The organism is Nocardiopsis alkaliphila YIM 80379, assembly GCF_000341005.1.
In the GTDB taxonomy this organism is placed as follows: Bacteria; Actinomycetota; Actinomycetes; order Streptosporangiales; family Streptosporangiaceae; genus Nocardiopsis; species Nocardiopsis alkaliphila.
This window is the reverse complement of record NZ_ANBD01000130.1, coordinates 12,724-38,718: the sequence shown is the minus strand read 5'-3', so window position 1 is coordinate 38,718 and position 25,995 is coordinate 12,724. Positions and strand designations below refer to the sequence as shown.

The following is a 25,995-nucleotide window of genomic DNA, read 5'->3' as shown; positions in this document are numbered from 1 at the left end:
AGCCGCAAAAAGGGGCGTGCCGATGAGTGCTCGGAACGCACCCTTCCACCAGGATGGCTCTCATGGGCGACGATCACATGACAAACCACACCATAGGGGTGACCGGGGCCACGGGCGCGGTGGGTGGGCGCGTGGCCGCCCGGATCGCCAGGCTCGGGGGGACACAACGTCTCATCGTGCGCGACATCAACCGCGCCCCCGAGTACCCGGGCAGCAGTGCTTCGATGGCCGCCTACGAGGACACCGCCGCCTTCGAGCGGGCCTGCCGAGGAGTGGACACCCTGTTCCTGGTCTCGGCCACCGAGACCGAGGACCGGATGGAGATCCACGCCAGGGCGGTGGACGCGGCCGTCCGAGCCGGGGTCTCCCGGATCGTCTACCTGTCCTTTCTGAACGCGGGTCCGGCCGCCACCTTCACCTTCGCTCGGACACACTTCTTCACCGAGGCCCACATCAGGTCCACGGGGGTCTCGCACACGTTCCTCAGATGCAGTCTGTATCTGGACCTGTTGCCGCGGTTGGTGAATGACGAAGGTACGGTGCGCGGGCCGGCCGGTGAGGGCCGGGTGGCATGGGTTTCCCGTAACGACGTGGCGGACGTGGCCGCCGCCGTACTGACCGACCCCCTCGTGATCGCCGCCTCCGAGGAGACCACCTATGACGTGACCGGACCCGAGGCACTCTCCTTGGGCGCCACCGTCGAGAGGTTGAGCCGACTGACCGGCCGCACCCTTCGGTACGTACCCGAGACTTGGGAGGAGGCCTTGGAATCCCGTCGCCCGACCGGAGCCCCCGAGTGGGAGATCGAAGGGTGGGCCTCATCGTACGCGGCGATCGCGGCCGGAGAGCTGGACGTGGTCTCCAGGAGCGTCCACAAGCTGACCGGGCACCCGGCTCAGTCCATCGAGGGCTTCCTCCGTCGTCATCCGAGCGCACTGTCGCACATCGTGGCCTGACCACGAACCCCCGCTTGCGACCGCCGCGCCCCGGGCGCGGCGGTTCCGTCGTTTTCCAGGGGTCGGTCCAGGCCCCACCACGGCGTCGGCGAGGGGTCAGCCGCGTGCGGTGAGACATTCCCGGAGTGCGGCCGCCGCGGCACGGGGATCCGCGGCCTCGGTGATCGCACGCACCACGACCACCCTTTGGGCACCGGCGTCGAGGACCTGGTCGATGTTGGTGAGGTCGATGCCTCCGATGGCGAACCAGGGACGCTCCGTGTTCAGGGCCGCGGCCCGCTCCACCAGTTCCAGACCGGCCGCCGGGCGCCCCGGCTTGGTGGGGGTGGCCCAGGTGGGACCGACACAGAAGTAGTCGCTGCCGAGTTCCTCGGCGGAGGCCGACGCCGCCCGGGCGTCGTTGTTCGAGCGACCGATGAGCGGGTCCGCTCCGATGATGTCCCTCGCCATGGGCACGGGCAGGTCGCGTTGACCCAGGTGCAGGACGTCGGCGCGTACCGCACGGGCGATATCGGCGCGGTCGTTGACCGCGAGCAGGGCCCCGTGGCGTTCGCAGGCCTCACGCAGGACCTCGAGCGCGTCGAGTTCCTCTCGGGCCTCCAGTCCCTTGTCCCGGAGTTGGATGATGTCCACCCCTCCGGCCAGGGCCGCGTCCGCGAAGTCGGCGAGGTCGCCGCGCTCGGTCCGGGCATCGGTGCACAGGTACAAAAAAGACGTGTCCAGGCGCTTGCGCAGGCTGGTTCCGTGGCTGGTCCTCACGTCACCCACCCTAGGGCCTGGACCGCGGCGGCCCAAGGGGCGCGCCCCTTGGGCCTGGAACCGCTTCAGAAGGCCAGGCCTTGAGCACGACGACGCACTTCGGTACCCCGGTTCTCGCGCATGGCCTGGATCGGGGTACCGGGCAGACTGTCGTCGGAGGTGAACAACCAACGCAGGGCTTCTTCGGTGGAAAAACCCGCGTCGCTGAGCAGCATGATGGTGCCGGACAGCCCCTTGACGAGGTCCTCACCGTCCAGGAAGGCGGCGGGGATGGAGAGTTCACCACCACGGACCACGCCCATCAGGCGATTCTCCCGGATGAGCGTCTTGATGCGGTTGGGGCTCACTCCCAACGGTCGAGCCGCCTCCCGTAGGGTCAGCCAGTCGCCGACCAGTCCGTCGATTTCGCGATCGCTTTGTGTCACCCTTCCAATCTGCCACATCCCCACAGGCCACGAAGACCGTCCGAAAAATCGCGAAGTGGCCGCCGGACGTTCTGTCCTCCTAGAATGGGGACCGAACAGACACGTCCCGCGGGAGCCGGGTGGACCCGGCTGAGAGGGAGACTGCCCGTCTCCGACCGCACGAACCTGATCCGGATCATGCCGGCGAAGGGAGTGGAAGAACACACCATGCGTGAATTCGAGGGCCCCCACCCCACAGAGATTCGTCCCGCCACCGACGTCGTCGTGGTGGGAGGCGGTGTCATCGGCCGTGTGACCGCTTGGCGGGCGGCCCAACGCGGTCTGACGATCACCCTGGTCGAGCCCGATCCCGTCACCTCCCCCGCGGACTCCCGTTCCTCCTCCGCCGTCGCCGCGGGCATGTTGACACCCGCCACCGAAGCGACGTTCGGTGAGGAGGAACTCATGGGCCTGGGTGTCCGCTCCGCGCGAATGTACGACGCCTTCGTGAGCGACCTGGAGGCGGCCGCCGGCATGAGCGTCGGGCACCACCGGACCGGGACGCTCCTGATCGCCTTCGACCGAGACGACCTGGCCGTCCTGACCGACCTGCACGCCCTGCGACAACGCCTGGGTGTGGCCACCGAGCGGCTGACCGGTCGTGAGTGCCGCCGGTTGGAACCACTGCTGGCCCCGACCGTTCGGGGCGGGGTCCTGGCCCCCGACGACCATTCCGTCGATCCCCGCCGTCTCCTGACCGCGCTGGCCCGGGCCGGCGAACGCGCGGGGGTCCGGGAGGTCACCGAGTCGGTGGCCGAGGTCCTCGCCCCCGGCCCCGAAGGGGCCCGCCTGGGAGCGCGTCTCGCCGACGGTTCCGTCTTGCCCACCCACCAGGTCGTCCTGGCCGCCGGCTGTTGGGGCGAACGGATCACCCTGCCCGAACCGGTACTGCCCACGGTGCGCCCGGTCAAGGGTCAACTGCTGCGCGCCCGCGTTCGACCGGGCGAGCCCCCGTTGCTGGGCCGAACCGTACGCGGGCTGGTCCGCGGCTCCCCCGTATACCTGGTGCCTCGGGCCGACGGTGAGGTGATCGTGGGCGCCACCCAGGAGGAACTGGGTCATGACACCGCCCTGACCGCGGGCGGGCTCTGGCAGGTGTTGCGGGACGCCCGCGAATTGGTCCCCGGGATCGGCGAACTGGAGGTCACCGAGACCTGTGTGGGACTGCGCCCCGGCTCACCCGACAACGAACCACTCCTGGGACCCACCCGGGTCCCGGGCCTGCACCTGGCCACCGGCCACTTCCGTCACGGGGTGCTGTTGGCCCCCGTGACCGGCGAGATCATGGCCGACGTGCTCACCAGCGGCGCCCTCCCCGAGTACGCACGTCGGTTCGCGGCGAACCGGGAACGGTCCGGAGGCGGTACACGAGAGACATCAACGACCTGGGAGGAACAGTGGAACTGATCATCAACGGCGAGAGCCGACGGAGCACGGCCACCACGGTCGAGGCGGTCGTACGCGACCTGACCACGGACGGCTCGGGAGAGATCCCCGGTGGGATCGCGGTGGCCATCAACGACGAGGTGGTGCGACGCACCGCCTGGGCCGAGACCACCTTGGCCCCGGGCGACCGCGTGGACGTCCTGACCGCCGTACAGGGAGGCTGAACCATGACCGACACACTCCCAGCGCCCCATCCCCTCGACGACCCGCTCGTCATCGCCGGAGTCTCCTTCGGTTCTCGGCTCATCACCGGTACCGGAGGCGCTCCCTCCCTGGAGGTGTTGGAGGAAGCGCTGCTGGCCTCCGGGACCGAGATGACCACCGTGGCCATGCGTCGGGTCACCCCCGGGGCTCAGGGCTCGGTGTGGAGCGTCCTGGAGCGCAACAAGATCCGCGCGCTGCCCAACACCGCCGGTTGTTTCACCGCGGCCGAGGCCGTGCGCACCGCGCGTCTGGGTCGCGAGGCCCTGGAGACCGACTGGGTGAAGCTGGAGGTGATCGCCGACGAGCACACCCTGTTGCCCGACCCCGTGGAGCTGTTGGACGCCGCCGAGACGCTCGTGGACGACGGTTTCACGGTCCTTCCCTACACCAACGACGACCCGGTCCTGGCGCGCCGTCTGGAGCAGCTGGGGTGCGCCGCCGTCATGCCGTTGGCCGCGCCGATCGGCTCCGGCCTGGGCATCCGCAACCCGCACAACCTGGAATTGATCGTCGAACAGTGCGGTGTTCCGGTGATCGTCGACGCGGGGATCGGCACCGCGAGTGACGCCGCGCTGGCCATGGAACTGGGCTGCGACGCGGTGTTGTTGGCCACTGCCGTGACCCGTGCCCAGGATCCGGTTCGTATGGCCAGGGCGATGCGCGACGCCGTGCGCGGCGGACGCGGGGCACGACTGGCCGGCCGCATTCCGATGCGCCGGCACGCCCTGGCCTCCAGCCCGGACGTGGTCTGAAGGACCATCGCGACGGCCACTTCGACCGGCCTTGACCAAGGACGTACGGGCAGTTCAGAGCGGGCTCCCGGATCTTCCTGGAGCAAGGTCCGGTCGATGTGGCGGTGCTCCCCGGTTTGGTGTCGTCCCCTACCGTGGACCAGGTGTGTGCCGCGTGCGCGCACCGCACCCACAGAACCACCCAGGCGCGAGCACCCCCGAGCGCACATGGATCGACCACGTGCCGCATCGACCAGGGGCACCGCGACCGTGAACCGCGGGGCAGAAGCGACACCGGATTCCGCTATCGTGTCGGTTCGACATCAGGTGTCGGGTACGCGCCACCGGCCGCGAACTCCCGCGCTCCCCGCAGCAAGGACACTACTCCGCCGTGGACATGACGACTTCCGACCCGCTTGTAGGCGCGACGCTGGACCGTCGCTACTTCGTCGAGTCAAGGATCGCCGGTGGCGGCATGGCGACGGTCTACGTCGCCCACGACCTCAGACTGGACCGCAGAGTGGCCCTGAAGGTCATGCACCCCTCCCTGGCCCAGGACCCCTCCTTCGTCCAGCGTTTCATCAACGAGGCGCACTCGGTCGCCAAACTCTCACACCCCAACGTGGTGCAGGTCTTCGACCAGGGCGAGGACCAAGGGCACGTGTTCCTGGCCATGGAGTACGTCCCTGGCCGGACCCTGCGCGACCTGCTCAAGGAACGCGGTCGGCTGGCCCCCCGTCAGGCACTGAACTTCATGGCACCGGTGTTGGCCGCCCTGGGCGCCGCCCACCAGGCGGGCATGGTGCACCGTGACGTCAAGCCCGAGAACGTCCTCATCACCGAGGACGGGCGGGTCAAGGTCGCCGACTTCGGGCTGGCCCGCGCGGTGGAGCAGTCCAACCAGGGGCTGACCCGCACCGGCACCCTGATGGGCACCGCCGCCTATCTGGCACCCGAGCAGATCGAGAAGGGCACCGCCGACGCCCGCAGCGACGTGTACGCCGCGGGGATCATGCTCTACGAACTGCTCACCGGTGGCCAGCCGCACACCGGTGAGACCCCCATCGCCATCGCCTACCAACACGTCAACGAGGACGTGCCCCGGCCCTCCCACTTCCTACCCGGGCTCGCGCCCGAGGTGGACGCGCTGGTGACCAAGGCCACCGAGCGCGATCCCAGGTACCGCCCCAGCAGCGCGGGCCAGTACCTGGCCAAGGTGTTGGAGGTCCTGAAGTCCCTGCCGGAGACTCCCGCGACCACCGCCGGTCACATGGCCCCGGTCGCACCCGCCGGCGCCGCCGGAGTCACCATGACCGCACCCCAACTGATCGCCGGCGGCGCGGGCCCGGGGACCGAGAACGCCACCATGGTCGTCGACATGAACGCCGTGGACGACGGCTACCACGAGGACGACTACCCCGACGATCGCGAGGACCGTTCATGGTTCTCCCGCAACCGCCTGCTGGTGGTGGGAGCCCTCGTCACGGCGCTGGTCGTCTTCCTGGCCGGTTGGTGGTTCCTCCTGGGACGCTACGAAGCCGTTCCCGACGTGGTCGGGGCCACCCCCGAGATCGCCCGAGAGGAGATCCGTACGGCCGGGCTGATCTACGACCTGTCCGAAGAGACCGTCTACAGCGACGCGGCCGCCGCGGGCGAGGTGGCGGCCACCGACCCCGAGAGCGGGGAGCGGCTCTCTCCCGGTGACGAGGTGACGGTCTTCGTTTCCAAGGGGCCACAGCAGGTGGAGATGCCCGAACTGGTGGGCAGTGACGTCGCTGACGCCATCAAGGCGCTGGAGGACCTCGGCTTCGAGCGCGACGACATCGCGCAGGAGGAGGTCGACTCCTCCGAGCATGATCCGGGCGAGGTGATCTCCACCACACCCGAGGCGGGGGGCGACGCCGACCGGGAGGAGACGGTGACGCTCAGCGTCAGCCGGGGGATTCCCGTGCCGAGTCTGGCCGGGGAGAAGCTGGAGGACGCGGAGAGCAAGCTCGAGGACCTGGGCCTGTCGGTGGAGGTCGTCGAGGAGGAGAGCGAGAGCATCGACGAGGGCCTGGTCATCAGCCAAAGCCCCGACACCGGCATCAACGTGGGGGCCGGGGCCACCGTCACCCTGACCGTGTCCACCGGACCGCCCGCGGTGGAGATCCCCGACGTGGTGGGGGAACGGATCAACAAGGCCCGTAAGAAGTTGGAGGACGCCGGCTTCGAGGTCGAGGTGGAACGCATCCTGGGAGGTCGGGTCGTCGGCCACCAGTCGCACACCGGCGAGGCCCCGGAGGGCACCAAGATCACGATCACCGCGACGCCGGGTGGAATCACCATCGATCCGGACGACGATGACGACGATTGACCACTGAAATCGTCCATTCCGACGAAGAGGGGGTGTGGGGCACGTGCTCCACACCCCCTCTTCGTCGCCGACGCCCAGAACGGCCGCGCTACGCTTCTACCTCATGAGCGGCGAGAGTATCCGGGTACTGGTCGTGGACGATCACCCCATGTGGCGTGAGGCGGTGGCCCGCGACCTCGGTGAGGCGGGTTTGACGGTGGTGGGCACCGCCGGGGACGGCGCCAAGGCGCTGCGCATCGCACCCGCGACACGGCCCACCCTGGCCGTGGTGGACCTGAACCTGCCGGACGTCAGCGGGGTGGAGCTCACCGCCGCCCTGACGGCCCTGCCCGACCCCCCGAAGGTGCTCGTGTTGTCCGCCAGTGGGGAGAGCGAGGACGTACTGGCCGCCGTGAAGGCCGGAGCCGGTGGCTACCTGGTGAAGTCGGCCGGACGTGAGGAACTCCTGGACGCGGTGCGACGTGTGCACGCCGGGGAGGCGGTCTACACCCCCGGGTTGGCCGGTCTGGTGCTCGGCGAGTACCGCAGACTCTCGAACGAGGACGACTCCGCTTCCCAGGGACACGAGAAGGCGCCGCGCCTCACTCCTCGCGAGACCGAGGTGTTGCGGCTGGTGGCCAAGGGATTGGCCTACAAGCAGATCGCTCGGCGCCTCACCATCTCCCACCGCACGGTGCAGAACCACGTCCAGAACACCCTCACCAAGTTACGATTGCACAACCGAGTGGAGTTGGTGCGTTACGCCATCGACCAGGGGTTGGACGGCCCGCAGGACTGAGCACGGTCCTCGCGTCGGATCCGGGGCTCTCGCTCTGGATCGTCCGTCACTTTCGGTCGAGTTCCCACCCCAACGAAGTGGGTTTTCGCAAGACCTTTCCTCGTCGGGGTTGGCCCGGACTCCTTGACCCCACTATGGTCTAGACCATATGGCGCCGTGCGCCGTAGATACACACAACGTCGAGGAGAAGTCGCATGCGAGTCGGGGTGCTGACCGGTGGTGGAGACTGCCCGGGTCTGAACGCGGTCATCCGTGCCGTGGTCCGTAAGGGGATCAAGGACTACGGCTACGAGTTCATCGGCTTCCGGGACGGCTGGCGCGGTCCGCTGGAAGGCGTCACCATGCCGTTGGACGTCAACGCCGTACGCGGCATCCTCCCGCGCGGTGGGACCATCCTGGGTTCCTCCCGCACCAACCTGATGAAGATCGAGGGCGGTGTCGAGCGGGTCAAGGACAACATGGCCGGGCTGGGCGTGGACGCCCTGATCGCCATCGGCGGCGAGGACACCCTCGGTGTGGCCCGTCAGCTGCACGACCGCGGAGTCAACGTCGTGGGCGTACCCAAGACCATCGACAACGACCTCAACGCCACCGATTACACGTTCGGGTTCGACACCGCCGTCAACATCGCCACGGAGGCGATCGACCGGCTGCACACCACCGCCGAGTCCCACCACCGCGCCCTGGTCGTGGAGGTCATGGGTCGGCACGCCGGGTGGATCGCCCTGCACTCGGGTATGGCGGCGGGCGCCAACGTCATCCTCATCCCGGAACGGCCCTTCGACATCGACGAGGTCGTCAAGCACGTCCAGAGCCGCTTCGAGACTCAGTACGCCCCCATAGTCGTGGTCGCCGAGGGCGCGCACCCCATGGAAGGCCAGCTGGCGTTGCAGACCGGCGAGAAGGATTCCTTCGGTCACGTGCGTCTGGGCGGCATCGGCCAGACCTTGGCCGATGAGATCGAAAAGCGCACCGGCAAGGAGTCCCGCTCGGTCGTGCTGGGCCACATCCAGCGTGGCGGCACCCCCAGTGCCTTCGACCGGGTACTGGCCACCCGCCTGGGCGTGAACGCCATCGAGGCCGTGCACGACAAGACTTTCGGCAAGATGGTCGCGTTGCAGGGCACCGACATCGTCCGGGTCGACCTGGCCGAGGCCACCGATACCCTCAAGACGGTTCCGGCCGAGCGTTACGAGGAGGCGGAGGTCTTCTTCGGCTGATCCCGCCCCGGAAGCGTCGAGGCGGCCCCTCTCGAACGGCCCTCCGCCGTCTGTGAGGGGCCGCCTCGTGCGTGGGAGGGTGTCGAGCGCCTCACCGAACGGGGTGAGCGGGCGGGAATGTACCGAGCGCTCCGGGAATTGTTCGATACTGGAAGTGAGCGGCGGTCGCACCCGGTCCCGTCGCCGCGCACCTCGTTCCCCCACTCACCGGGCCTGAAGGCATCATCTTTTCCGGAGGTAGCACCATGTCCGCGTCGTTGGAGTCCGTTCCGATCCCCGTACCCGAGGTCGGAGCCGACGCCGGGCTCGGCGAGCTCTGCGTGTTGATGAAGCTCGGCGAGATCGTCCTCAAGGGCTCCAACCGCAAGCTGTTCGAGCGTCGCCTGCACAACAACATCCGTGCCTCGGTGCGCGACCTGGGCGACATTCGACTCTCCCAGCGCGGCGCCGGTGTGATCATCGTGCGCAAGCCCGAAGCCTCCGACCTGGAGATCGCCGAGATCGCGGACCGCATGGCCAACGTCATGGGTGTGGTGTGGGTCCACCTGGTGCGCCGGGTCCGCAAGGACATCGACGCCATCGTGGACGTGTCCGTGCGTTCCATGGCCGATCTGGAGGGAACCTTCGCGGTGCGCGCCCGTCGCCGCGACAAGCGCTTCGAGATGAACTCGGGTGAGCTGGCCGCCTTCTTGGGATCCAAGGTCATCCAGGCGCACGGCCACAAGGTGAACCTCAAGCACCCGGACAACACCCTGTACGTCGAGGTCGACAAGGACGAAGCGTTCGTCTTCACCGACGGCATCCCCGGCCAGGGCGGCCTGCCCGCGGGGATGAGCGGTCGTGGTCTGGTGCTGATGTCGGGCGGGATCGATTCCCCCGTCGCCGCCCACCGGATGATCCGGCGCGGCTTGAAGGTCGACTTCCTGCACTTCTCCGGGATGCCCTTCACCGGCCCTGAGTCCATCTACAAGGCCTACAGTCTGGTCCGCCGGCTGGACCGCTACCAGGGGGGATCCCGGCTGTTCGTGGTGCCTTTCGGCAAGGCCCAGCAACAGTTGAAGAGCTCGGGGATCGAGCGATTGCAGATCGTGGCCCAACGCCGCCTGATGCTCAAGACCGCTGAGGCCCTGGCCGACGACCTCAAGGCCGAATGCCTGATCACCGGGGACGCCTTGGGCCAGGTCTCCAGCCAGACGATGACCAACCTCACCGCCTTGGACGACGCGGTGGACCTACCGATCCTGCGTCCCCTCATCGGCATGGACAAGACCGAGATCATGGACCAGGCCCGGCAGATCGGGACGCTGGCGATCTCGGAGCTGCCCGACGAGGACTGCTGCACCATGTTGACCCCGCGTCAGGTGGAGACCGCCGCCAAGATCGGTGACCTGCGCCAGATCGAGAAGCGCCTGGACGCCGAGGAGCTGGTCGAGTACCTGGTCTCCACCGCCCAGGTGCACAAGCCCAGTTTCCTGGGCGAGGAGGCTCCCAAGAAGGGCATCCTCCCGAGCGCGGCCACAGCCGTACCCACCGCCTGAACCATGCCCGTGCACACGGGGCCGGGCCCGGTGATCTCCCCAAGGAGGTCACCGGGCCCGGTTCCTTCGTGCTTTTCCGCCTCCCGGTGTCCGGGCCGCGGGGTCAGAGCGCGACGGGCTCTCGAACCGGGGCCGGGGTGAGGGTGCGTCCGCTCAGGGTGGCCAGCGTCCCGGCCAGGTCCCGCAGCTCGGCCAGGTCTTCCCGCAGAAGGGCCTGGGGGCCGTCGCACAACGCCGTCTCCGGGCTGGGGTGCACGTCGACGATGACGCCGTCGGCACCGATCGCGATGGCGGCGCGGGACAGCGGCAGGACCAGGTCGCGCTTGCCGCCGGAGTGGGACGGGTCCACGATCACCGGCAGGGGGGTGAGGTTCTGCGCCACCGGGACCGCGCTGATGTCCAGGGTGTTGCGGGTGGCCTTCTCGAAGGTGCGGATGCCGCGCTCGCACAGGACGATGTCGAGGTTGCCGCGCTGGGCGATGTACTCGGCGGCCATCAACCATTCCTCGATGGTCGCACTCATGCCGCGCTTGAGCAGGACCGGCTTGCCCGCGTCGCCGGCGGCCTGGAGCAGGGCGAAGTTCTGCATGTTGCGGGTGCCGATCTGGAGCATGTCCGCGTAGGAGGCGACCAGTTCGACGTCGGCGGCGTCCACCACCTCGGTGACGATGGGCAGGCCGGTCTCCTCACGCACGTCCGCGAGGATCCTCAGACCCTGCTCACCGAGCCCTTGGAAGGCGTACGGGGAGGTGCGCGGCTTGTAGGCGCCGCCACGGAGCAGGGCGGCTCCGGCGACCTGGGCCATGCGGGCGGCCTCAAGGGTCTGCTCGGGGGTCTCGACCGCGCAGGGGCCTGCGATGACGGTCATGTTCTCGCCACCGATCGGAACTCCACGCACACTGACGACGGTGCGACTGTCGTGGTTCTCGCGGCTGACCAGCTTGTAGGGGGCGGAGATGCGCAGAACGTCGCCGACACCGGGCTTGGCGGCCAGACCGAGGTCCTGGAAACGCTCGACGTCACCGACCAGGCCGATGATCGTGCGACTGACGCCGCGGGTCACGTAGGCCTCACCCCCGGCGGAGGTGACCAGTTCGACGAGCGCGTCGATGTTGTCGGCGGTGGCGTCCGGCGTCATAACGATGACCATGTGGGTTGTCCCTGTTCGTCGGTTGAGTGGCTGAGCCACGGGGCTATCGCCTGACCGATCCGGTCCCGAGACGCCGAAGAGCCCCGGACCGTTGTCGGCCCGGGGCTCCTGGGAAGTCGTCTGTGTCAGCGCAGCGCTTTACAGGCGACCGGGGAGGTGGGCCGGTAGCCATAAAAGCGCCAAAAGTTCCGCTGCATGGCAGTGACTATAGCGCACGGCTTCCGTGTGTTCACACGGAAGGGGGGAGTGATCTGTCTCTCGTCGACGCCTGGCAGGATGACAGACGCCCTGTTTCCCACTCAGGCACGGGGGACGAGGGGCATCGGTGGCCGCGTACGGGCGAGCATGGTCAGGGGGACGGATTGTCCGAGGGGACGGAAACGGGGAGCACGGAGACCGGCGGGCGGGCGATGCCGCCCGGGCAGGCGGTGCGCCGCGAGCACAAACCACTGCACTACGGACGGGTGCCCTCCTTCCGCCCAGGGCGATGGGACTTTCGTGTGTTCGGAACCACCGAATCGTTGGGCACCTACCGGTGGAACTGGGCGGAGTTCACCGCGCTACCCACGGTGCGGGAGGTACGCGACTTCCACTGTGTGATGCGGTTCAGCATCCCGGACGTGCACTGGGCAGGGGTGAGTGCGAGTGAGCTCGTCAGGTTGGCTCCGCCTTCCGCGCAGACCACCCACGTGATGGCCTGGGGCGAGTACGGCTACAGCGCCAACATGCGCTTGGAGGACTTCCTGGCCGAGGGGGTCCTCCTGGCCACCCGAAGGGATGGGGCCCCACTGGCCCCCGAACACGGCTTTCCACTGCGCTTGGTGGTGCCGCAGCTGTACGGGTGGAAGAGCGTGAAGTGGCTGCGTTCGGTGGAGTACATGGTGGGCGACCGGCGCGGTTTCTGGGAGGAGCGCGGCTACCACAATCGGGCCGACCCTTGGGAGGAGGAACGGTTCTCCCACCAGGAGGAGACCGACCGGCCCTGAAGCGAAGGCCCTCAGCAACGACCCTCACGGGGGACTCGCATCTCGAACTCCGTTCCCTCCCCCGGGTCGCTGTGGACCTGGGTGTGACCCCCCAGGTCACGCACACGGCCCAGGATGGACTGGGCCACGCCCAGACGGCCGTCGGCTCGGGCCCGCTCCAGGCGCTCGGGAGGAATACCCGGTCCGTCATCGCGCACGGTCACGGTGACCGTGTCGGATTCGTCCTCGAGCAACACCCAGGCGCGGGTGCCCTCGGGACAGTGCCGTTCGACGTTGTCCAGCGCGGCCATCACCGCGGCGACCAATTCGCGGGTGGTGTGTTCGGGCAGCAGGATCGGGGTGGCCGGAGCCGCGATGGTGACCCGGGGCGAGGCCAGGGGGCGAAGGTGGTCACGCAGGTCCACGGGTCCTCGTGCCTGGTCCGGGGCGGTGGCGACCGCCCCGGCGGCGTCCAGGCCGCCGGTGATCAACGAGCGGAGCCGGACCTCCTGCTCGCCGGCCATCCGACCCAGTTCGGCGGCCTCTCCCCCGAGCTCGTCGCCTCGTCTGCTCACCATGGAGAGCACCTGGAGCACCGAGTCGTGGATGGACCGGGCGATCCTCTCACGTTCGCGCAGACGCGCTTCCAACCTGACGGCCTGGGCGAAGCGTTCCTCGGCCTGTTCGGCGACCCGGGCCATGTAGCCCACGGCCAGTCCGGCCAGCAGCAGCAGTACCACGCCACGCGCCGTCGCCGAGGTGATCGCGGCGTCCATGATCACTCGCAGGGTGAGGTCGGCGAAACCATAGGCCAGGGCGACCGTGGCGGCACCGCGTCGACCCCAGATGACGCTCGCGGACAGGGCGGCCCCGGCGAACCAGTAGCCGCTCAGCGGCGGGGCCTGGGTGAGGTAGAAGGGGGTGGTCGCCGGCGCGGTGGCGAACAGGCAACCGAAGGTGAGCAGGAGGTCGGCGCCTAGAAAGCGCCCGGTGCGATGCTCCGGCTTCGCGTAGACCTGGTGGGTGACCACCGTCCACACGGACATCACCACGAGTACGGTCCAGGCCAGCCAGGGGCGTACCAGGTGCTCGTGGTGCTGAACCACCAGGACCAGCGCGTAGACCAAGGCCACGGCACGGTACAGGGCGAAGGCGCGCCAGAGGGGGACGTCGAAGCCCAGGGGTCAGACCACCGCCCCATCGTCGGGGCCGTGGCCCCCGGGTGGCCGTGAGTCGTTCATGCGCAGGATCAGCACCACGAAACTGCCGAGGAAGACCAGGACACCCAGGAGCATCATCCAGTTGGGCAGGGAGGCACCCAGGAAAGCCGTGCCGAACAACAGCGCCGGCACACCGAGGAGGCCGGACCAGGCGGCGATCCCGACCCTGTCGCCCTGAATCAGCGGGGGCGGAGGCGGAGGTTCGTAGTGGCCCTCCAGGTCCGCCTCGGCCCGCCGTCGGTCCTCCTCGCCCAGCCGGTCGTCTTTGGTGTCCTCATCGAGGTCACGGGGCAGATCAGCGAGGATGTCGTCGACCCGCGGTCGCCGCTCGTCGGTGGGATCGAGGTTCTCGGCGTCGGGCCAGACCGAACGGTCACGCCGCTCTCCCGGCCGCTCGGGGTCATCGTAGAACCGGGCGACCAGGTCGTTCCAGACCTCGTCTTGACCGTCGGAACGCCGGGACTCGTCGGCCACGTCGGTGGCGGGCCCGTCCAAGAGGTCGCCGCCCACCGGCGGCTCGGTTCTCTCCTCGGACGACTGCGCCCCTTGACCTTGCTCCTCTCCCTCGGAGGAGGACCCCGAACGTGGGGCCAACAGGTCGGGGCCGGTCAGGTCCGGCAGTTCCATGCCCAGGACCTGCTCGGCGGCGCCACGTTCCTCGGCGTCGACGTAGAGGTGGTCGGTGGGCGGATCCTCGGTCCGGCCACCACCGGGCTCCAGGACGTCCTCCTCCAAGGGGACCGCGTAGGCGGCGATCCCACTGCGCCTGAGCGCCTCCAGCATGAGGTCGGCGTGTGAGGGGGCGAGCAGGATCAGGGGAACGTAGGCGTCGGCCGGCAGGCCATTGCCCCGGCGTTGTGTCATCCCTCGGCTCCTTCCCCGCTTCTGCTGTGCTCTCGCACGAAGGCGAGGCTGCCTTCGAAGATGGTGGCGGCGTCATGGTCGAGGGTCGCCACGTGATAGCTGTCGTGAAGCAGGTGGACCGTCAGCCGTGTGTTGACCGCTCTCCTAGCGAGGATACGCAGACTTCGTGGCCCGACAACGTGGTCCTGAGTGCTCCGGTAGGCCAGAATCGGCACCCGCAAACCGGACATGCCCTCCTGAACCTCGCGCCACAGCTTCGGGAGTGTCGCGGCCGCCGCCGTGGGAACCCGCTCATAGCCGCCCTCGCCGTCCTGTGCCAGGGCCACGTCGGCTCCGATCCCCGGTGTGGAAGGCAGGGCGCGGGCCACCAGGTGACGAATGGGAGCGATGATCGGGAGCCTACGGTCGTCCACCGTCAGCGAGGGGTTGACGACCACCACCCCGGTGACGAGGTCGGGGTGTTCCTGGGCCAGGCGCAGGCTGAGGGCACCGCCCATGGACAGCCCCATGACGAACACCTCGCCGCACCTGCGGGCCAGGTCGAGCAGGGTCTCTTCCACGGCCGAGTACCAGTCGTCGCTGGAGGTGGTGGCCATGTCCTGCCAAGTGGTGCCGTGGCCGGGTAGGCGTGGCAGTTCCACGGTGAATCCGGCCTCGGCCAGGTATTCGGCCCAAGGGCGCATGGAATAGGGAGATCCGGTGAACCCGTGGCAGAGCAGGACACCGGTCGACGAACCGATGTGGCTGAAGGGTTCCGCACCCGGAATCAAGGCCAAGGCGTCGGTCGGTCTCACTGGTCTCTGGCTCCCGGGGATCGCGCGGTGGGGGACGGGGCACGGGGGTCCCAGCCGTGAGGCTAGTCGGTCGGGCAACCGTTTGTCATCGAGTGCACGGTAACGTTCCCCCACTCGTCCCCGCGGCCTCGGATCGTCGCCCCTTCCCACGGCCTCCTTCGGCCACGGCCGGCCATGGGGCGGCGCGCGCCGGTGAGTATCCTCGACCATGCCCCGCGGTACGGCTCCTCGGCACGTGGCGAGCACGTCCGGTCGTGGACACTTTGGCGGTGACCCTCACGTGGTGGGAAGATGACTCCTGACCTCCCCCGCGGCCGTGCGGGGGCGTTCCTGACGTTGTCGGCCGAGCGGGACAGTGAGACGTGGCAGATCCTGCCCAGTGCTCCCCGCGTGTGCAGGGGTTGATCTGAAGCGATGTTCTACTGGGTGGTCAAAGCGATCCTGGGGCCGATCCTGGCCGTGTTGTGGCAGCCCCGCGCCGAAGGTGTGGAGAACGTGCCCAGACGCGGTCCGGCCATCATGGTCAGCAACCACCTGTCGTTCTCCGACCACTTCTTCGGTCCGCTGCCACTGCCCCGCAAGATCACCTTCCTCGCCAAGGCCGAATACTTCACCGGCACAGGGGTGAAGGGCTTCGTCAGTCGAGCGTTCTTCACCGGTGTGGGACAGATCCCCATCGACCGCTCCGGCGGCAAGGCCAGTGAGGCGGCCCTGCGCACGGGACTACGCGTGCTCAAGCGTGGTGACCTGTTGGGCATCTATCCGGAGGGCACCCGTTCCCCCGACGGCAAGCTGTATCGAGGCCGCACCGGTGTGGCCCGGCTGGCCTTGGAGGCCAAGGCCCCGGTGGTGCCGATGGCCATGATCAACCTGGAGAAGATCATGCCTCCGGGTCGGACCATCCCCAAGCTGGGTGTGCGCCCCAAGGTGGTGTTCGGCGAACCGCTCGACTTCTCCCGCTACTACGGAATGGAGAAGGACCAGCGCGTGCTGCGCGCGATCACCGACGAGATCATGTACGCGCTGATGGAACTGTCCGGCCAGGAGTACGTGGACCGCTACGCCCAGTCGGTCAAGACCGAGTTGGAGGCCGAGGCCAAGGAGGCCAAGCGAGAGCAGCAGGCCGACGACAAGAACCGTCGTCGGGCTCGGCGTGCCGAGCGCAAGAACGAACGCGCCGAACGCCGGGCTCGTAGGAAGGCCGAGCGTAGGCAGGAGAACGGCCCGGCCGAGTCGGCCGAGGAGACCTGAGAACGGCACAGGCCTGGAGGGGTGGCCCGGGGAGCTACCGGACCACCCCTTTTCTTCGTTCCTTCAGCGGCGAGCCAGGTCGCCGGCCCCGACGATGCCGGCGGCACCACCGAGTTCGGCCAGGCGTACCTGGGCCAGGCGGCGGCCGGGTCGCCCGGGGACGTGACGGGCGAAGGACGCACGGACCGGGTCCAGGATGATCTCGCCCGCGTCGGAGACGCCCCCACCCAGGACGAAGCACTCGGGGTCGAGGATGGCGGCGAGGTCGGCCAGGCCCAGTCCGGCCCACTCCCCCACGATCCGGAAGCACTCCAGGGCAGCGGCGTCACCTTCCAGGGCCGCCTGGGTGATGCACTCGCCCCCGATCCCTTCCACTCGACCATCCGCGATCTCGAGCATCCGCGCGGCGTGGTCCGGATCGGTACGTGCCAGGTCCTGCCCCTCGGCGACGAGGGCGCGACCACTGGCGTACTGCTCCCAGCAACCGTGGTTGCCACAGGCGCAGCGACGACCGTGCGGCACCATCCGGTAGTGGCCGACCTCCGCGGCGACTCCGAAGCGCCCCCGGTGCAGTTCACCGCCCAGGACCAGACCGCCACCGATCCCGGTGCCCAGGGTGATGCAGACGATGTGGTCGCTACCACGCCCCGCACCGAAACGCGCCTCGGCCCAGGCCGCGGCGTTGGCGTCGTTCTCGATGACCACGGGCAGCCCCACCCGTCGTTGCACGCGATCGCGGAGTGGTTCGTCACGCAGCCCGAGGTTGACGGCGACCTGGACGGTGGCCCGATCCTCATCGACGAAGCCGGCCACGCCCACGCCCACGGCTCCGATCGACGCCCCGTCCCGGCCGCGCAGTTCCTCCACGGCCTTGGCGACGACGTCGGCGAGTGCGCCGGGATCGTTGGCGGGAGTGGGGTACTTGACCTTGTCCAGGATCTGCCCGTCCTTGTCGACGACACCGGCGGCGACCTTGGTCCCTCCGATGTCTACGCCGATGGTCAGCATGGGAGCAGCTCCTTCACACTTACGCCCGAATCCTGACATAAGTCGCGGACTTCAGGTCAGGGATTTTTCAAATGGTGTAAACCACTCGATTAAACCAGGCTCTCGCCTCCACGAACACCCCGCGGCCATCCCTTCAGCCACTCTTCGTTCCGCCAGGGAGTTCTTCGGCGCGAGAGTCGCGGCGCATCCCCTCGTCACGCGCACGATCGGCCCGTGCCCGCTCCTCACGCTCGGCACGGGCGCGATCGGCCTCCACGCGCCCCTGTTCCAGGCCACGCTCGACCACGCCCCACGTCCGCCCCAGGGCTTTTGCCAGGGACAGCCCGGCGCGCCCCAGGTGACCGGCGACCTCGGGCGCGCTCTTACGGAGGATGTCGGCCAGTTCGTCCAGGGGAGGGCGTTCCGGTTCGGTCTCCATCCGAATGGCCTCCTCCCACACGTCCTTCTCGGGTCGTGGTCGGGTGACCGCGTCCACACCACGACGCACACCGGCCACCAACAGCTTGCGCTGGAGCGCGTCGACCAGCTTCAGGGCGTCGTCGACCAGGTCCGGGGAGTCGTTCGGGGACCCATTCCGTCCACCGTTGTTCTCGGTCATCTGTGGCGAGCCTCCTGTCGCGTCCGTGACATCACGTTAACCGCCCGAACCGGGCGGAGGCGGACCCCTCAGGGCAGGCTCAGGGGGAAGCCAGGGATGACTCGGGGGACCCGCCGCGTTGGAGTAGACGTGGGGACGCACGAACCACGGCCGTAACCACACAAAGCTCCACGATGACCACATAAGGCACTCGGGCTCTCTTGACGTGCGCGAAGGCCCTGGCGGCGGTAGCCTCTGCTCCGCGCGAGACGTAGCTCGAACCACCCTTGTGACCTGCACACGTTTCAGAAGGGGGAACGAGAGGGACTCGCGCGCGAATCACCTGGAGGGGACCCCGACACGCGGTCTGAACAGCACGTTTCACCTTGCCGGTGCGTCAAGCTCGGATCACCGTTGGATACCGAAGGACAACCGGTTCTACTCACGAGTAGGCATCTGTTGTTACGGTCGTCACGCCCCCATCCACCAGAACCCGTACACGCCCAGGAGTACCACGTGCGCGAATACAGCTCTCCCGCGAAGGCTGAGATCTCCGACGAGGCGCGGCTGACCGACACGCTCTTTGCGCGCGCGGTCAGCGAGCCGAAGGCCATCGCCGCCCGTCGCCAGGAACAAAGCGGAGCCGGTCAGTGGCAAGACGTCACCGTCGAGCAGCTGCACGGTGACGTCGTCGGATACGCCAAGGGCCTGATCAGCGCGGGCATCGGGCAGGGCGACCGGGTCGCCCTCATGTCGCGCACCCGCTACGAGTGGACCGTGGTCGACTACGCCATCTGGTCGATCGGCGCGATCACCGTCCCGATCTACGAGACCTCCTCCGCCGAGCAGATCCAGTGGATCCTGTCCGACTCCGGCGCCAAGGCCATCTTCGTCGAGACCGACGCCCACGCCGAGCGTGTGGAGTCCGTCAAGGCCCAGGCCCCCGAACTGACCTCCGTCTGGAAGTTCGACGGCGACGACCTCCAGACCCTGCGCGCCGGGGGCACCGACGTCAGCGACGAAGACCTGGAAAAGCGTCGTACGGCGGTCAAGGTCGACGACCTGGCCACCCTCATCTACACCTCCGGCACGACCGGTCGTCCCAAGGGTTGCGAGCTCACCCACCGCAACTTCCTCTTCATCGCCCACTCGGCACTGGAGGGTCCGGCCAAGCCGATCATCCATGAGCACGAGGGCGTCCCCTCCACCTTGCTCTTCCTCCCCTTGGCCCACGTCTTCGCGCGGTTCGTCCAGGTGATGGTCATCGAGGGCAAGGCCGTCCTGGGACACTTCCCCAGCACCGGCCCGGACCTGATCGACCAGTTCTCCGTCTTCAAGCCCACCTTCCTGCTCGCGGTCCCCCGCGTGTTCGAGAAGGTCTTCACCAAGGCTCAGCAGAAGGCCGAGAGCGAAGGCAAGGGCAAGATCTTCAACGCCGCCGCCGACACCGCCATCGCGTACAGCAAGGCCCTGGCCACGGGCAACGTGCCGTTCACGCTCAAGCTCAAGCACGGCCTGTTCAAGAAACTCGTCTACGGCAAGCTGATGGCTCGCCTGGGCGGCGAGGCCCGGTACGCGGTATCCGGCGGCTCCGCCCTGGGCGAGCGCTTGGGCCACTTCTTCCGTGGCGCCGGCCTGACCATCGTCGAGGGTTACGGCCTCACCGAGACCACCGCCCCGACCTCGGTCAGCAGCCCCTCCTTCAACAAGATCGGCACCGTCGGTCAGCCCCTGCCGGGCACCACGATCCGTATCGCCGACGACGGTGAGGTCCTGCTCAAGGGCGACCACATCATGGTCGGTTACTGGAAGAACGAGAAGGCCACCAAGGAAGCCTTCGAGGACGGTTTCTACCGCACCGGTGACCTCGGTTCCCTCGACGAGGACGGTTTCCTCAGCATCACCGGCCGCAAGAAGGAGATCATCGTGACCGCGGGCGGCAAGAACGTCGCCCCGGCCGTCCTGGAGGACCGCATCCGCGCCCACGCCCTGGTCAGCCAGTGCATGGTCGTCGGTGACAACCGTAAGTTCATCGCGGCCCTGGTCACGATCGACCCCGAGTCGTTCGAGCTCTGGAAGGAGCAGAACAACAAGACCGGTGAGGTCGCCGACCTGACCGAAGACGCCGACCTGAACGCGGCCATCCAGAGCGCCATCGATGACGCCAACAAGGCCGTGTCCAAGGCCGAGGGCATCAAGAAGTTCAAGATCCTGCCGACCGACTTCACCGAGGAGGGCGGCCAGATGACCGCCTCCCTGAAGGTCAAGCGTCACGTGGTCTCCAAGCAGTGGAGCAAGGAGATCGACGACATCTACGCGGGCTGATTCCGCGTCGGGTCCTGTGAAGGGGGTCGGTGCCCGAACGGGCGTCGACCCCCTTCGGCCTGTTCAGGCCACCAGAGGCCATCAGAGACACCGAGAAGAGCCGACGCCCTCGACGTCGAGGGGAGAGCCGCCCCTGGAGTTCCAGCGCCGCAGAAGCCGATACGGCGCTGACTCACACCACCCGGTGGTATCGGTCCCCGTTCCCGAGCGGTGTTCGACAGCCGTACTCGACCCCACCTGTGGTCCTACGCCCCCCGGACGGGGGCGGGTCCGCCGGGCCCTTCGAGTCCCTTCCCCGAGCCCCGGACACGCGCGTCGTGCGCGCGTTCCACGACCAGACGGCGGGTTTCCTCGTCCCTGGTCACGGTCCGGTCGTGTGTTCGGGCCCGACGCCGGCCACGCCCCAAGGTGGTGGCGCGAACCGGAGACCTCCTCCGCCCTGGCGGGTGAGGCGCCGGCCCACCCCGGTGCCGGTCCGTGGCGCCACCGTGGACCACCGACCTGTGGGTGGAGCGTTCCCGCGATGGCGAGTCTTGGCCGGTACACACACCACGTGGTGGAGTAAAGGTCGACGCGGGCAGAGTCTCTTTCCCGGGAACACGACGGACCCGGCCGCGCTCGGCGGCCGGGTCCGTCGTCACCACGTTCGGGGCGAGGCCCCGAGGAACCTAGTGGCCCTCGTCCTGGGTGTGATGCCCTCGGAAGGGCTCCACACCCTCGAAGGACACGTCGTCCTTCGTGTACCAGTGAGCCAGGGAGCGGCGGAGCTTACCCATGCCCTTGCGGGCGTCGGGGTTCTCCACACCCTTGTCGTCGGTCTCGGGCTCCTCCAGCGCGGTGGAGGTGAGGGCCGGCTTCTCCTTCAGCACGTGGGTGCTTTCGGCCGAGCTCTCCTTGTGGACCTCGATGAACTCACCACTGGGCAGCTGCTGGATGATGCCGCTCTCGTAACCGTGTTCCAGGGTCTCCCGGTCACGGCGCTGCAGACCCAGACAGATCCGCTTGGTGATGATGTAGCCCACGATCGGACCGGCGATGGCCAGTACACGGAAGATGTACGTGGTCAGGTACAGGTCGATCGAGAACGTCTCCGACAGGACGTCGTTCGAACCGGCGAGCCAGAGCACACCGTAGAAGGTGATCCCGGCGACGCCCAGAGCGGTACGGGTCGGAGCGTTGCGCGGACGGTCGGCGACGTTGCGGGCCCGCTTGTCCCCGGTGATCCACTGTTCGATGAACGGCCACAGGGCCAAGGCACCGAAGATCAGACCCGGAATCACCAGACCGGGCACGAGCACGGCGGTGACGATGGGGTATCCGTCACCGATCGGGATCGTGAAGTCCAGCGTGTTCGGGAAGATGCGCAGCGAACCCTCCATGAAGCCCATGTACCAGTCCGGCTGGAGGCCGGAGGTGATGGACGTCGGGGTGAAGGGGCCGAACAGGTGGATCGGGTTGATCTGTACGAACGCGCTCAAACCGGCGGTCACGGCGAAGGTGAAGAAGAAGAACCCACCCGCCTTGACCGCGAAGGCCGGGAACATGGGTGTTCCGACCACGGTCTTGTCCGTTCGTTGCTGTCCCGGATACTGCGTGTGCTTCTGGTGCCACAGGATCATGAAGTGGGCGACGATGAGCGCCAGCAGAAGCGCCGGGATCAGCAGGATGTGCAGCATGTACAGCCGCGTGATGATGTCCTCGCCGGGGAACTCTCCGCCGAACAGGAACATCGAGATGTAGGAGCCCACGAGCGGAAGCGCCAACATCACGCCCTGGAGGATGCGCACACCCATGCCGGAGGGCAGGTCGTCCGGCAGCGAGTAGCCGAAGAGGCCCTCGACCATGGCCAGGGTGAAGATGGCGATACCGATGAGCCAGTTGATCTCACGCGGCTTACGGAACGCACCGGTGAAGAACACCCGGAGCATGTGCACCACGAGCGAGGCCACGAAGATCAACGCGGCCCAGTGGTGGATCTGCCGCATGAGGAGTCCGCCCCGGACATCGAAGTTGATGTGCAGGGTCGAGGCGAACGCCTCACTCATGGGAACGCCCTGGAGGCGCTCGTAGGAGCCGTCGTAGACGACTTCCATCATGCTCGGCTTGAACCAGAGCGTGAGGAACACGCCGCTCAGGAGCAGGATGATGAACGAGTACAGCGCGATCTCGCCCAGCATGAACGACCAGTGGTTCGGGAAGACCTTGCGCAGGTTCTTCTCACCGGTCTTGGCCAGGTGAAAGCGGTCGTCGATGTAGTTGCCGACGCCGCGCAGCGCCTTGGGTGCTTGCGTGGTCTTACTCATCGACTAGCCCCTATATTCCCAGAACGTCGGCCCGGTCGGCTCGTTGAAGTCGCCCCGGGCGACAAGGTAACCCTCGTCATCGACACCGATGGGCAGCTGCGGCAACGCCCGGTGGGCGGGGCCGAAGACCACCTTGGCGGCGTCGGTCGCGTCGAACGTGGACTGGTGGCACGGGCACAGGATGCGGTGCGTGGTGCGCTCGTAGAGCGCCGCGGGGCAACCCACGTGGGTGCAGATCTTCGAGTAGGCCACGATGCCCTGGTGGGTCCAGTTCATGTGGGTCTCGTCGCTGCCTTCACGGACGGGCTCGTCCATACCCGGCTTCCAGTCCTCCTCCGGCACCTTGATGAGCAAGATGACGGACTTGGCCTGGTCCACGAGGCTGATCCCGTGCGGGTATCCCTCGTCGTCCAGCGCGGGCAGGGCGGAGATCATCCCGTACGGGTCGTTCTCCAGGTCCTCGGCCCTGAGGTAGCGGTGGGTCCCCTCGACGTACATGCGCATGCCGTCGACCCAGCGGGTCTCCTTCAGCTGGTCGCCGGGCAAGGGCCCGGTGTCGCGCAGGAGCACCACCGGCGCCAGGCCCAGCGGCAGCATGGCCGCGATGAGCGTACGGCGCATCAGCGGACGCTTGGTGAACCCGCTCTCGTCCGCGCTCTTCATGAAGAACTCGCTGAAGGAGCTCTTCTCCTCCTCGCTGGAGGGAAGCTCGTCGTAGGGCGAGGCCACCTCGTAGTGGGGCATCACGTTGCGTGCCCACACCGTCATGCCGGCACCGATGCCGAACATGGCGAGGGTGAGCGTGCCACCCAGCAGCATGTTCGAGAACTGGCCGATCTGCGGATCCGCGATCGAAGGCTCCCCCGCCGCGTTCGGCGGAAAGAGGAAGTAGGAGACCAGGAACCCGATGCCGCCGAGGAGGGCGATGATGAACCAGAGCGCGGCGAGCTTCTCACCACGACGCTGCTGTTCCTCCGGACGGTGGTGGGTCTCCGAGGCCAGGTAAGGCCCATCGTGCTCACTCTCGGAGTGAGCCGAGGTCTTCTCGGACACCACCTCGGTGGTGTCCGTCGGGGTACCGACGACGCGCTCGTCGTCGGCCCCGGCCTCGTTCTTGTCGTTGGTGTTTTTCTCAGTCATGGGCACGCTGCTTCGCGGTGATCCAGATCGCGCAGGCGATGATCAAGGACAGACCGATGGTCCATCCGATGAAGCCCTCCGCGACCTGACCGACTCGCTCCAGAGCGAAGATGCCGCCGGCGTCGGGTTCGGCCTGCAACGTCTTCACGTAGGAGATGAGTTCCTGCTTCTCCTCGGGAGAGATGACGCCGTCACTGAACATCGGCATGGCGCCGGGTCCACTGACCATGGCCTCGTAGATCTCACGCGGAGTCGACTCATGGATTTGGGGAGCCCAACGGCCGTCGGTGAGGGCACCGCCGCCACCGGACCAGCTGTGGCAGTGCGCACAGTTGGTCAGGTAGAGCTTCATGCCCATGTCGACGTCGTCGGCACCCTCGATGTAGGCGTCGTACTCGGCCTCGTACTCCTCGACGGCCGCCTGGTAGGCGTCCTCGTCTTCGAAGTCCGAAGCTTGGGGAGCCGTACCGGGCACGTCGTAGGGAATGTCGGCCCCCGCGCCGTCGATCCTGATCGACTCGTCGTAGTAGGCGATCAGGTCGGCCAGGTCCTGCTCGGACATGACCATGTCCCTGCGCGGCATCTGGTTTTCGGGGTCCATCGACGGCATACGACCGGTGCTGACCTGGAAGTTGACCGAGGCCGAGCCGACCTCCCGAATGTCGGGGCCGTTGGTGACGTTCCCGTCCTCGTCGTAGGTACCACTGCCATCGTAGTTGTGGCAGCTCGCACAGGTCTGGTCGAAGATGGTCTTGCCGTTGGCCGCGTCCACGTCCTCGGGGGACGGGGCCTCAGCCGAGAGCGTTTGCGCACGTGCCTCGTCCGAGGTGGGGGCCAAAGCGGCGAACCCCACCCCGAACAGGGCTAGCGCGAGGATGACGACGACATACCCCGCCAGGGGATGCCGTCGCCGCGCGGTGATCCATTTCACGGTTTCCCCGTTTCGGGTTACTGGATGAAGTAGATGATGAAGAACAAAGCGACCCAGATGACATCGACGAAGTGCCAGTAGTAGGACACGACGATCGCACTGGTCGCCTGCTGGTGAGTGAAGCGCTTCGCGGCGTACGTGCGTCCCAGCATGATGAGGAACGCGATCAAGCCACCGATGACGTGAAGTCCGTGGAAGCCCGTGGTCAGGAAGAACATCGACCCGTAGGCGCTCGACTGGAGAGTCAGCCCCTCGTGGGCGATGAGCTCGTAGTACTCATACGCCTGTCCAAGGATGAAGAACAGGCCCATGAAGAACGTGATGAAGAACCACATGCGCAGCTTCTTGACGTCACCGCGTTCAGCGGCCCAGACACCGAACTGCGCGGTGAAGCTGGAAGCCACCAGGACGACGGTGATCGTGGAAGCCCACGGCACGTTGAGGTGGACGTCCGCCCACTCGCCGAGCTCGGGGTTCCCGTTGGTCACTGATCGGATGGTGAAGTACATCGCGAACAGCGCAGCGAAGAACATGAGCTCGTTGGCGAGCCAAACGATGGTGCCAACACTCACCAGGTCAGGACGCTTTGCCGCACCATGCGCTGATGCGGTTGCTGTTTTTAGGTTCGCGGTTGCTGTCGCCACGCCAGCATTATTACGGCATCCTGCGGAGACCCGTACTCGACCCCCCGTAAGGAGACCGATCGGCCCCGACACCGGCCGTCTTTCGGGCTGAGAAGGACACCGCGACCGTGACTCGGGCGTTACTGTAACCTCCGGTCCCTCCATCGCCCACACGCGACGCACCCACACGCGTGAAAGCCCCCGAACCTGCGTGGCCGTGGCCTTCCGAGCGGTTCCGTACCCCCGCCGAAAAAGCACGAACCCCCTTCGAGTAACACACGAATAACGAAAAGATAACCTCTTCGCAGTGCGATCTCGGTGGTGGTCCAACGAAGGCCCTCTCGTTCCTGTCATCCTGTGGTGGCCAAAGTCTCAACGCCTCCGATCGCCCA

At 67.6% G+C, this 25,995-nt stretch carries 23 protein-coding genes and 1 riboswitch; of the genes, 11 read left to right on the top strand and 12 right to left on the bottom strand.

All coding sequences use genetic code 11. The features are described from left to right. Positions 1-62: 62 nt before the first annotated feature. The gene (locus D472_RS0118535; protein ID WP_026117841.1) at positions 63-956 is read left to right on the top strand and encodes an SDR family oxidoreductase; all 894 of its coding nucleotides are present in this window, start codon (positions 63-65) and stop codon (positions 954-956) included. A gap of 96 nt (positions 957-1,052) precedes the next feature. Here the strand turns inward: D472_RS0118535 and thiE are convergent, their stop codons facing one another. Together thiE and D472_RS0118525 are read right to left on the bottom strand one after the other, a co-directional pair. Further along, on the bottom strand, positions 1,053-1,715 hold the full coding sequence (gene thiE / locus D472_RS0118530) for a thiamine phosphate synthase (RefSeq protein WP_017605964.1): 663 nt from the start codon (positions 1,713-1,715) through the stop codon (positions 1,053-1,055). 65 nt (positions 1,716-1,780) lie between these two features. Next, on the bottom strand, positions 1,781-2,158 hold the full coding sequence (locus D472_RS0118525; protein ID WP_193373489.1) for an Rv2175c family DNA-binding protein: 378 nt from the start codon (positions 2,156-2,158) through the stop codon (positions 1,781-1,783). An 80-nt stretch (positions 2,159-2,238) separates the two neighbouring features. Then, positions 2,239-2,349: riboswitch (TPP riboswitch) on the top strand. On the opposite strand from D472_RS0118525, the gene thiO reads away from it, so the two are divergent. From thiO to thiI, 7 genes are all read left to right on the top strand, one after another. Next, positions 2,348-3,586, top strand: coding sequence for a glycine oxidase ThiO (gene thiO, locus D472_RS0118520; RefSeq protein ID WP_083903524.1), 1,239 nt, complete (start codon positions 2,348-2,350; stop codon positions 3,584-3,586). It overlaps the preceding riboswitch by 2 nt. After that, the gene (thiS, locus tag D472_RS0118515) at positions 3,577-3,789 is read left to right on the top strand and encodes a sulfur carrier protein ThiS (protein ID WP_017605961.1); all 213 of its coding nucleotides are present in this window, start codon (positions 3,577-3,579) and stop codon (positions 3,787-3,789) included. The genes thiO and thiS overlap by 10 nt, the downstream gene beginning before the upstream one ends. Before the next feature lie 3 nt (positions 3,790-3,792). Beyond that, complete coding sequence (locus D472_RS0118510) at positions 3,793-4,581, top strand: thiazole synthase (protein WP_017605960.1); 789 nt, start codon at positions 3,793-3,795, stop codon at positions 4,579-4,581. 370 nt (positions 4,582-4,951) lie between these two features. Continuing rightward, positions 4,952-6,916 (top strand): Stk1 family PASTA domain-containing Ser/Thr kinase, encoded by a 1,965-nt coding sequence (gene pknB / locus D472_RS0118505; protein ID WP_026117839.1) that lies wholly within the window; start codon positions 4,952-4,954, stop codon positions 6,914-6,916. A 103-nt stretch (positions 6,917-7,019) separates the two neighbouring features. After that, positions 7,020-7,694: a response regulator gene (locus D472_RS0118500; RefSeq protein WP_017605958.1), complete on the top strand. Its 675-nt coding sequence runs from the start codon at positions 7,020-7,022 to the stop codon at positions 7,692-7,694. Between the two features lie 194 nt (positions 7,695-7,888). Continuing rightward, positions 7,889-8,914 (top strand): 6-phosphofructokinase, encoded by a 1,026-nt coding sequence (locus D472_RS0118495; RefSeq protein ID WP_017605957.1) that lies wholly within the window; start codon positions 7,889-7,891, stop codon positions 8,912-8,914. Positions 8,915-9,159: 245 nt separating this feature from the next. Next, the gene (thiI, locus tag D472_RS0118490; RefSeq protein ID WP_017605956.1) at positions 9,160-10,452 is read left to right on the top strand and encodes a tRNA uracil 4-sulfurtransferase ThiI; all 1,293 of its coding nucleotides are present in this window, start codon (positions 9,160-9,162) and stop codon (positions 10,450-10,452) included. A 103-nt stretch (positions 10,453-10,555) separates the two neighbouring features. Here the strand turns inward: thiI and aroF are convergent, their stop codons facing one another. Continuing rightward, positions 10,556-11,602 carry a 3-deoxy-7-phosphoheptulonate synthase gene (aroF, locus tag D472_RS0118485; protein WP_017605955.1) on the bottom strand — a complete coding sequence of 349 codons (1,047 nt, stop codon included), beginning with the start codon at positions 11,600-11,602 and terminating at the stop codon, positions 10,556-10,558. Between the two features lie 410 nt (positions 11,603-12,012). Between aroF and D472_RS0118480 the strand changes: the two genes are divergently transcribed. Continuing rightward, positions 12,013-12,588 carry a molybdopterin-dependent oxidoreductase gene (locus D472_RS0118480; protein ID WP_017605954.1) on the top strand — a complete coding sequence of 192 codons (576 nt, stop codon included), beginning with the start codon at positions 12,013-12,015 and terminating at the stop codon, positions 12,586-12,588. An 11-nt stretch (positions 12,589-12,599) separates the two neighbouring features. On the opposite strand, the gene macS is transcribed toward D472_RS0118480, so the two are convergent. From macS to D472_RS0118465, 3 genes are read right to left on the bottom strand one after another with little or no spacing between them, the layout of a single operon-like run. Continuing rightward, complete coding sequence (gene macS, locus D472_RS0118475) at positions 12,600-13,700, bottom strand: MacS family sensor histidine kinase (protein WP_017605953.1); 1,101 nt, start codon at positions 13,698-13,700, stop codon at positions 12,600-12,602. Between the two features lie 51 nt (positions 13,701-13,751). Beyond that, positions 13,752-14,651 carry a hypothetical protein gene (locus tag D472_RS0118470; protein ID WP_017605952.1) on the bottom strand — a complete coding sequence of 300 codons (900 nt, stop codon included), beginning with the start codon at positions 14,649-14,651 and terminating at the stop codon, positions 13,752-13,754. Next, positions 14,648-15,445 carry an alpha/beta hydrolase gene (locus D472_RS0118465; protein ID WP_017605951.1) on the bottom strand — a complete coding sequence of 266 codons (798 nt, stop codon included), beginning with the start codon at positions 15,443-15,445 and terminating at the stop codon, positions 14,648-14,650. Before D472_RS0118465 ends, D472_RS0118470 begins: the two co-directional genes overlap by 4 nt. A 414-nt stretch (positions 15,446-15,859) precedes the next feature. On the opposite strand from D472_RS0118465, the gene D472_RS0118460 reads away from it, so the two are divergent. After that, positions 15,860-16,696: a lysophospholipid acyltransferase family protein gene (locus D472_RS0118460; protein ID WP_017605950.1), complete on the top strand. Its 837-nt coding sequence runs from the start codon at positions 15,860-15,862 to the stop codon at positions 16,694-16,696. 63 nt (positions 16,697-16,759) lie between these two features. Here D472_RS0118460 and D472_RS0118455 read toward each other — a convergent pair whose 3' ends face one another. Together D472_RS0118455 and D472_RS0118450 are read right to left on the bottom strand one after the other, a co-directional pair. Further along, positions 16,760-17,704: an ROK family glucokinase gene (locus tag D472_RS0118455; protein WP_017605949.1), complete on the bottom strand. Its 945-nt coding sequence runs from the start codon at positions 17,702-17,704 to the stop codon at positions 16,760-16,762. A gap of 133 nt (positions 17,705-17,837) precedes the next feature. After that, positions 17,838-18,302, bottom strand: coding sequence for a hypothetical protein (locus tag D472_RS0118450; RefSeq protein ID WP_017605948.1), 465 nt, complete (start codon positions 18,300-18,302; stop codon positions 17,838-17,840). A 495-nt stretch (positions 18,303-18,797) separates the two neighbouring features. On the opposite strand from D472_RS0118450, the gene D472_RS0118445 reads away from it, so the two are divergent. After that, positions 18,798-20,606: an AMP-dependent synthetase/ligase gene (locus D472_RS0118445; RefSeq protein ID WP_017605947.1), complete on the top strand. Its 1,809-nt coding sequence runs from the start codon at positions 18,798-18,800 to the stop codon at positions 20,604-20,606. Between the two features lie 668 nt (positions 20,607-21,274). On the opposite strand, the gene qcrB is transcribed toward D472_RS0118445, so the two are convergent. Genes qcrB through ctaE form a run of 4 tightly spaced genes read right to left on the bottom strand, consistent with a single transcriptional unit; the run spans position 21,275 to position 25,624 of the window. Then, positions 21,275-22,909 carry a cytochrome bc1 complex cytochrome b subunit gene (gene qcrB, locus D472_RS0118440; RefSeq protein WP_017605946.1) on the bottom strand — a complete coding sequence of 545 codons (1,635 nt, stop codon included), beginning with the start codon at positions 22,907-22,909 and terminating at the stop codon, positions 21,275-21,277. 3 nt (positions 22,910-22,912) lie between these two features. Then, positions 22,913-24,049: a cytochrome bc1 complex Rieske iron-sulfur subunit gene (qcrA, locus tag D472_RS0118435; RefSeq protein WP_017605945.1), complete on the bottom strand. Its 1,137-nt coding sequence runs from the start codon at positions 24,047-24,049 to the stop codon at positions 22,913-22,915. After that, positions 24,042-24,980 (bottom strand): cytochrome bc1 complex diheme cytochrome c subunit, encoded by a 939-nt coding sequence (gene qcrC, locus D472_RS0118430; protein ID WP_017605944.1) that lies wholly within the window; start codon positions 24,978-24,980, stop codon positions 24,042-24,044. Before qcrC ends, qcrA begins: the two co-directional genes overlap by 8 nt. A 17-nt stretch (positions 24,981-24,997) precedes the next feature. Beyond that, positions 24,998-25,624, bottom strand: a complete 627-nt coding sequence (gene ctaE / locus D472_RS0118425; RefSeq protein WP_193373488.1) for an aa3-type cytochrome oxidase subunit III — start codon at positions 25,622-25,624, stop codon at positions 24,998-25,000. Positions 25,625-25,995 lie beyond the last annotated feature (371 nt).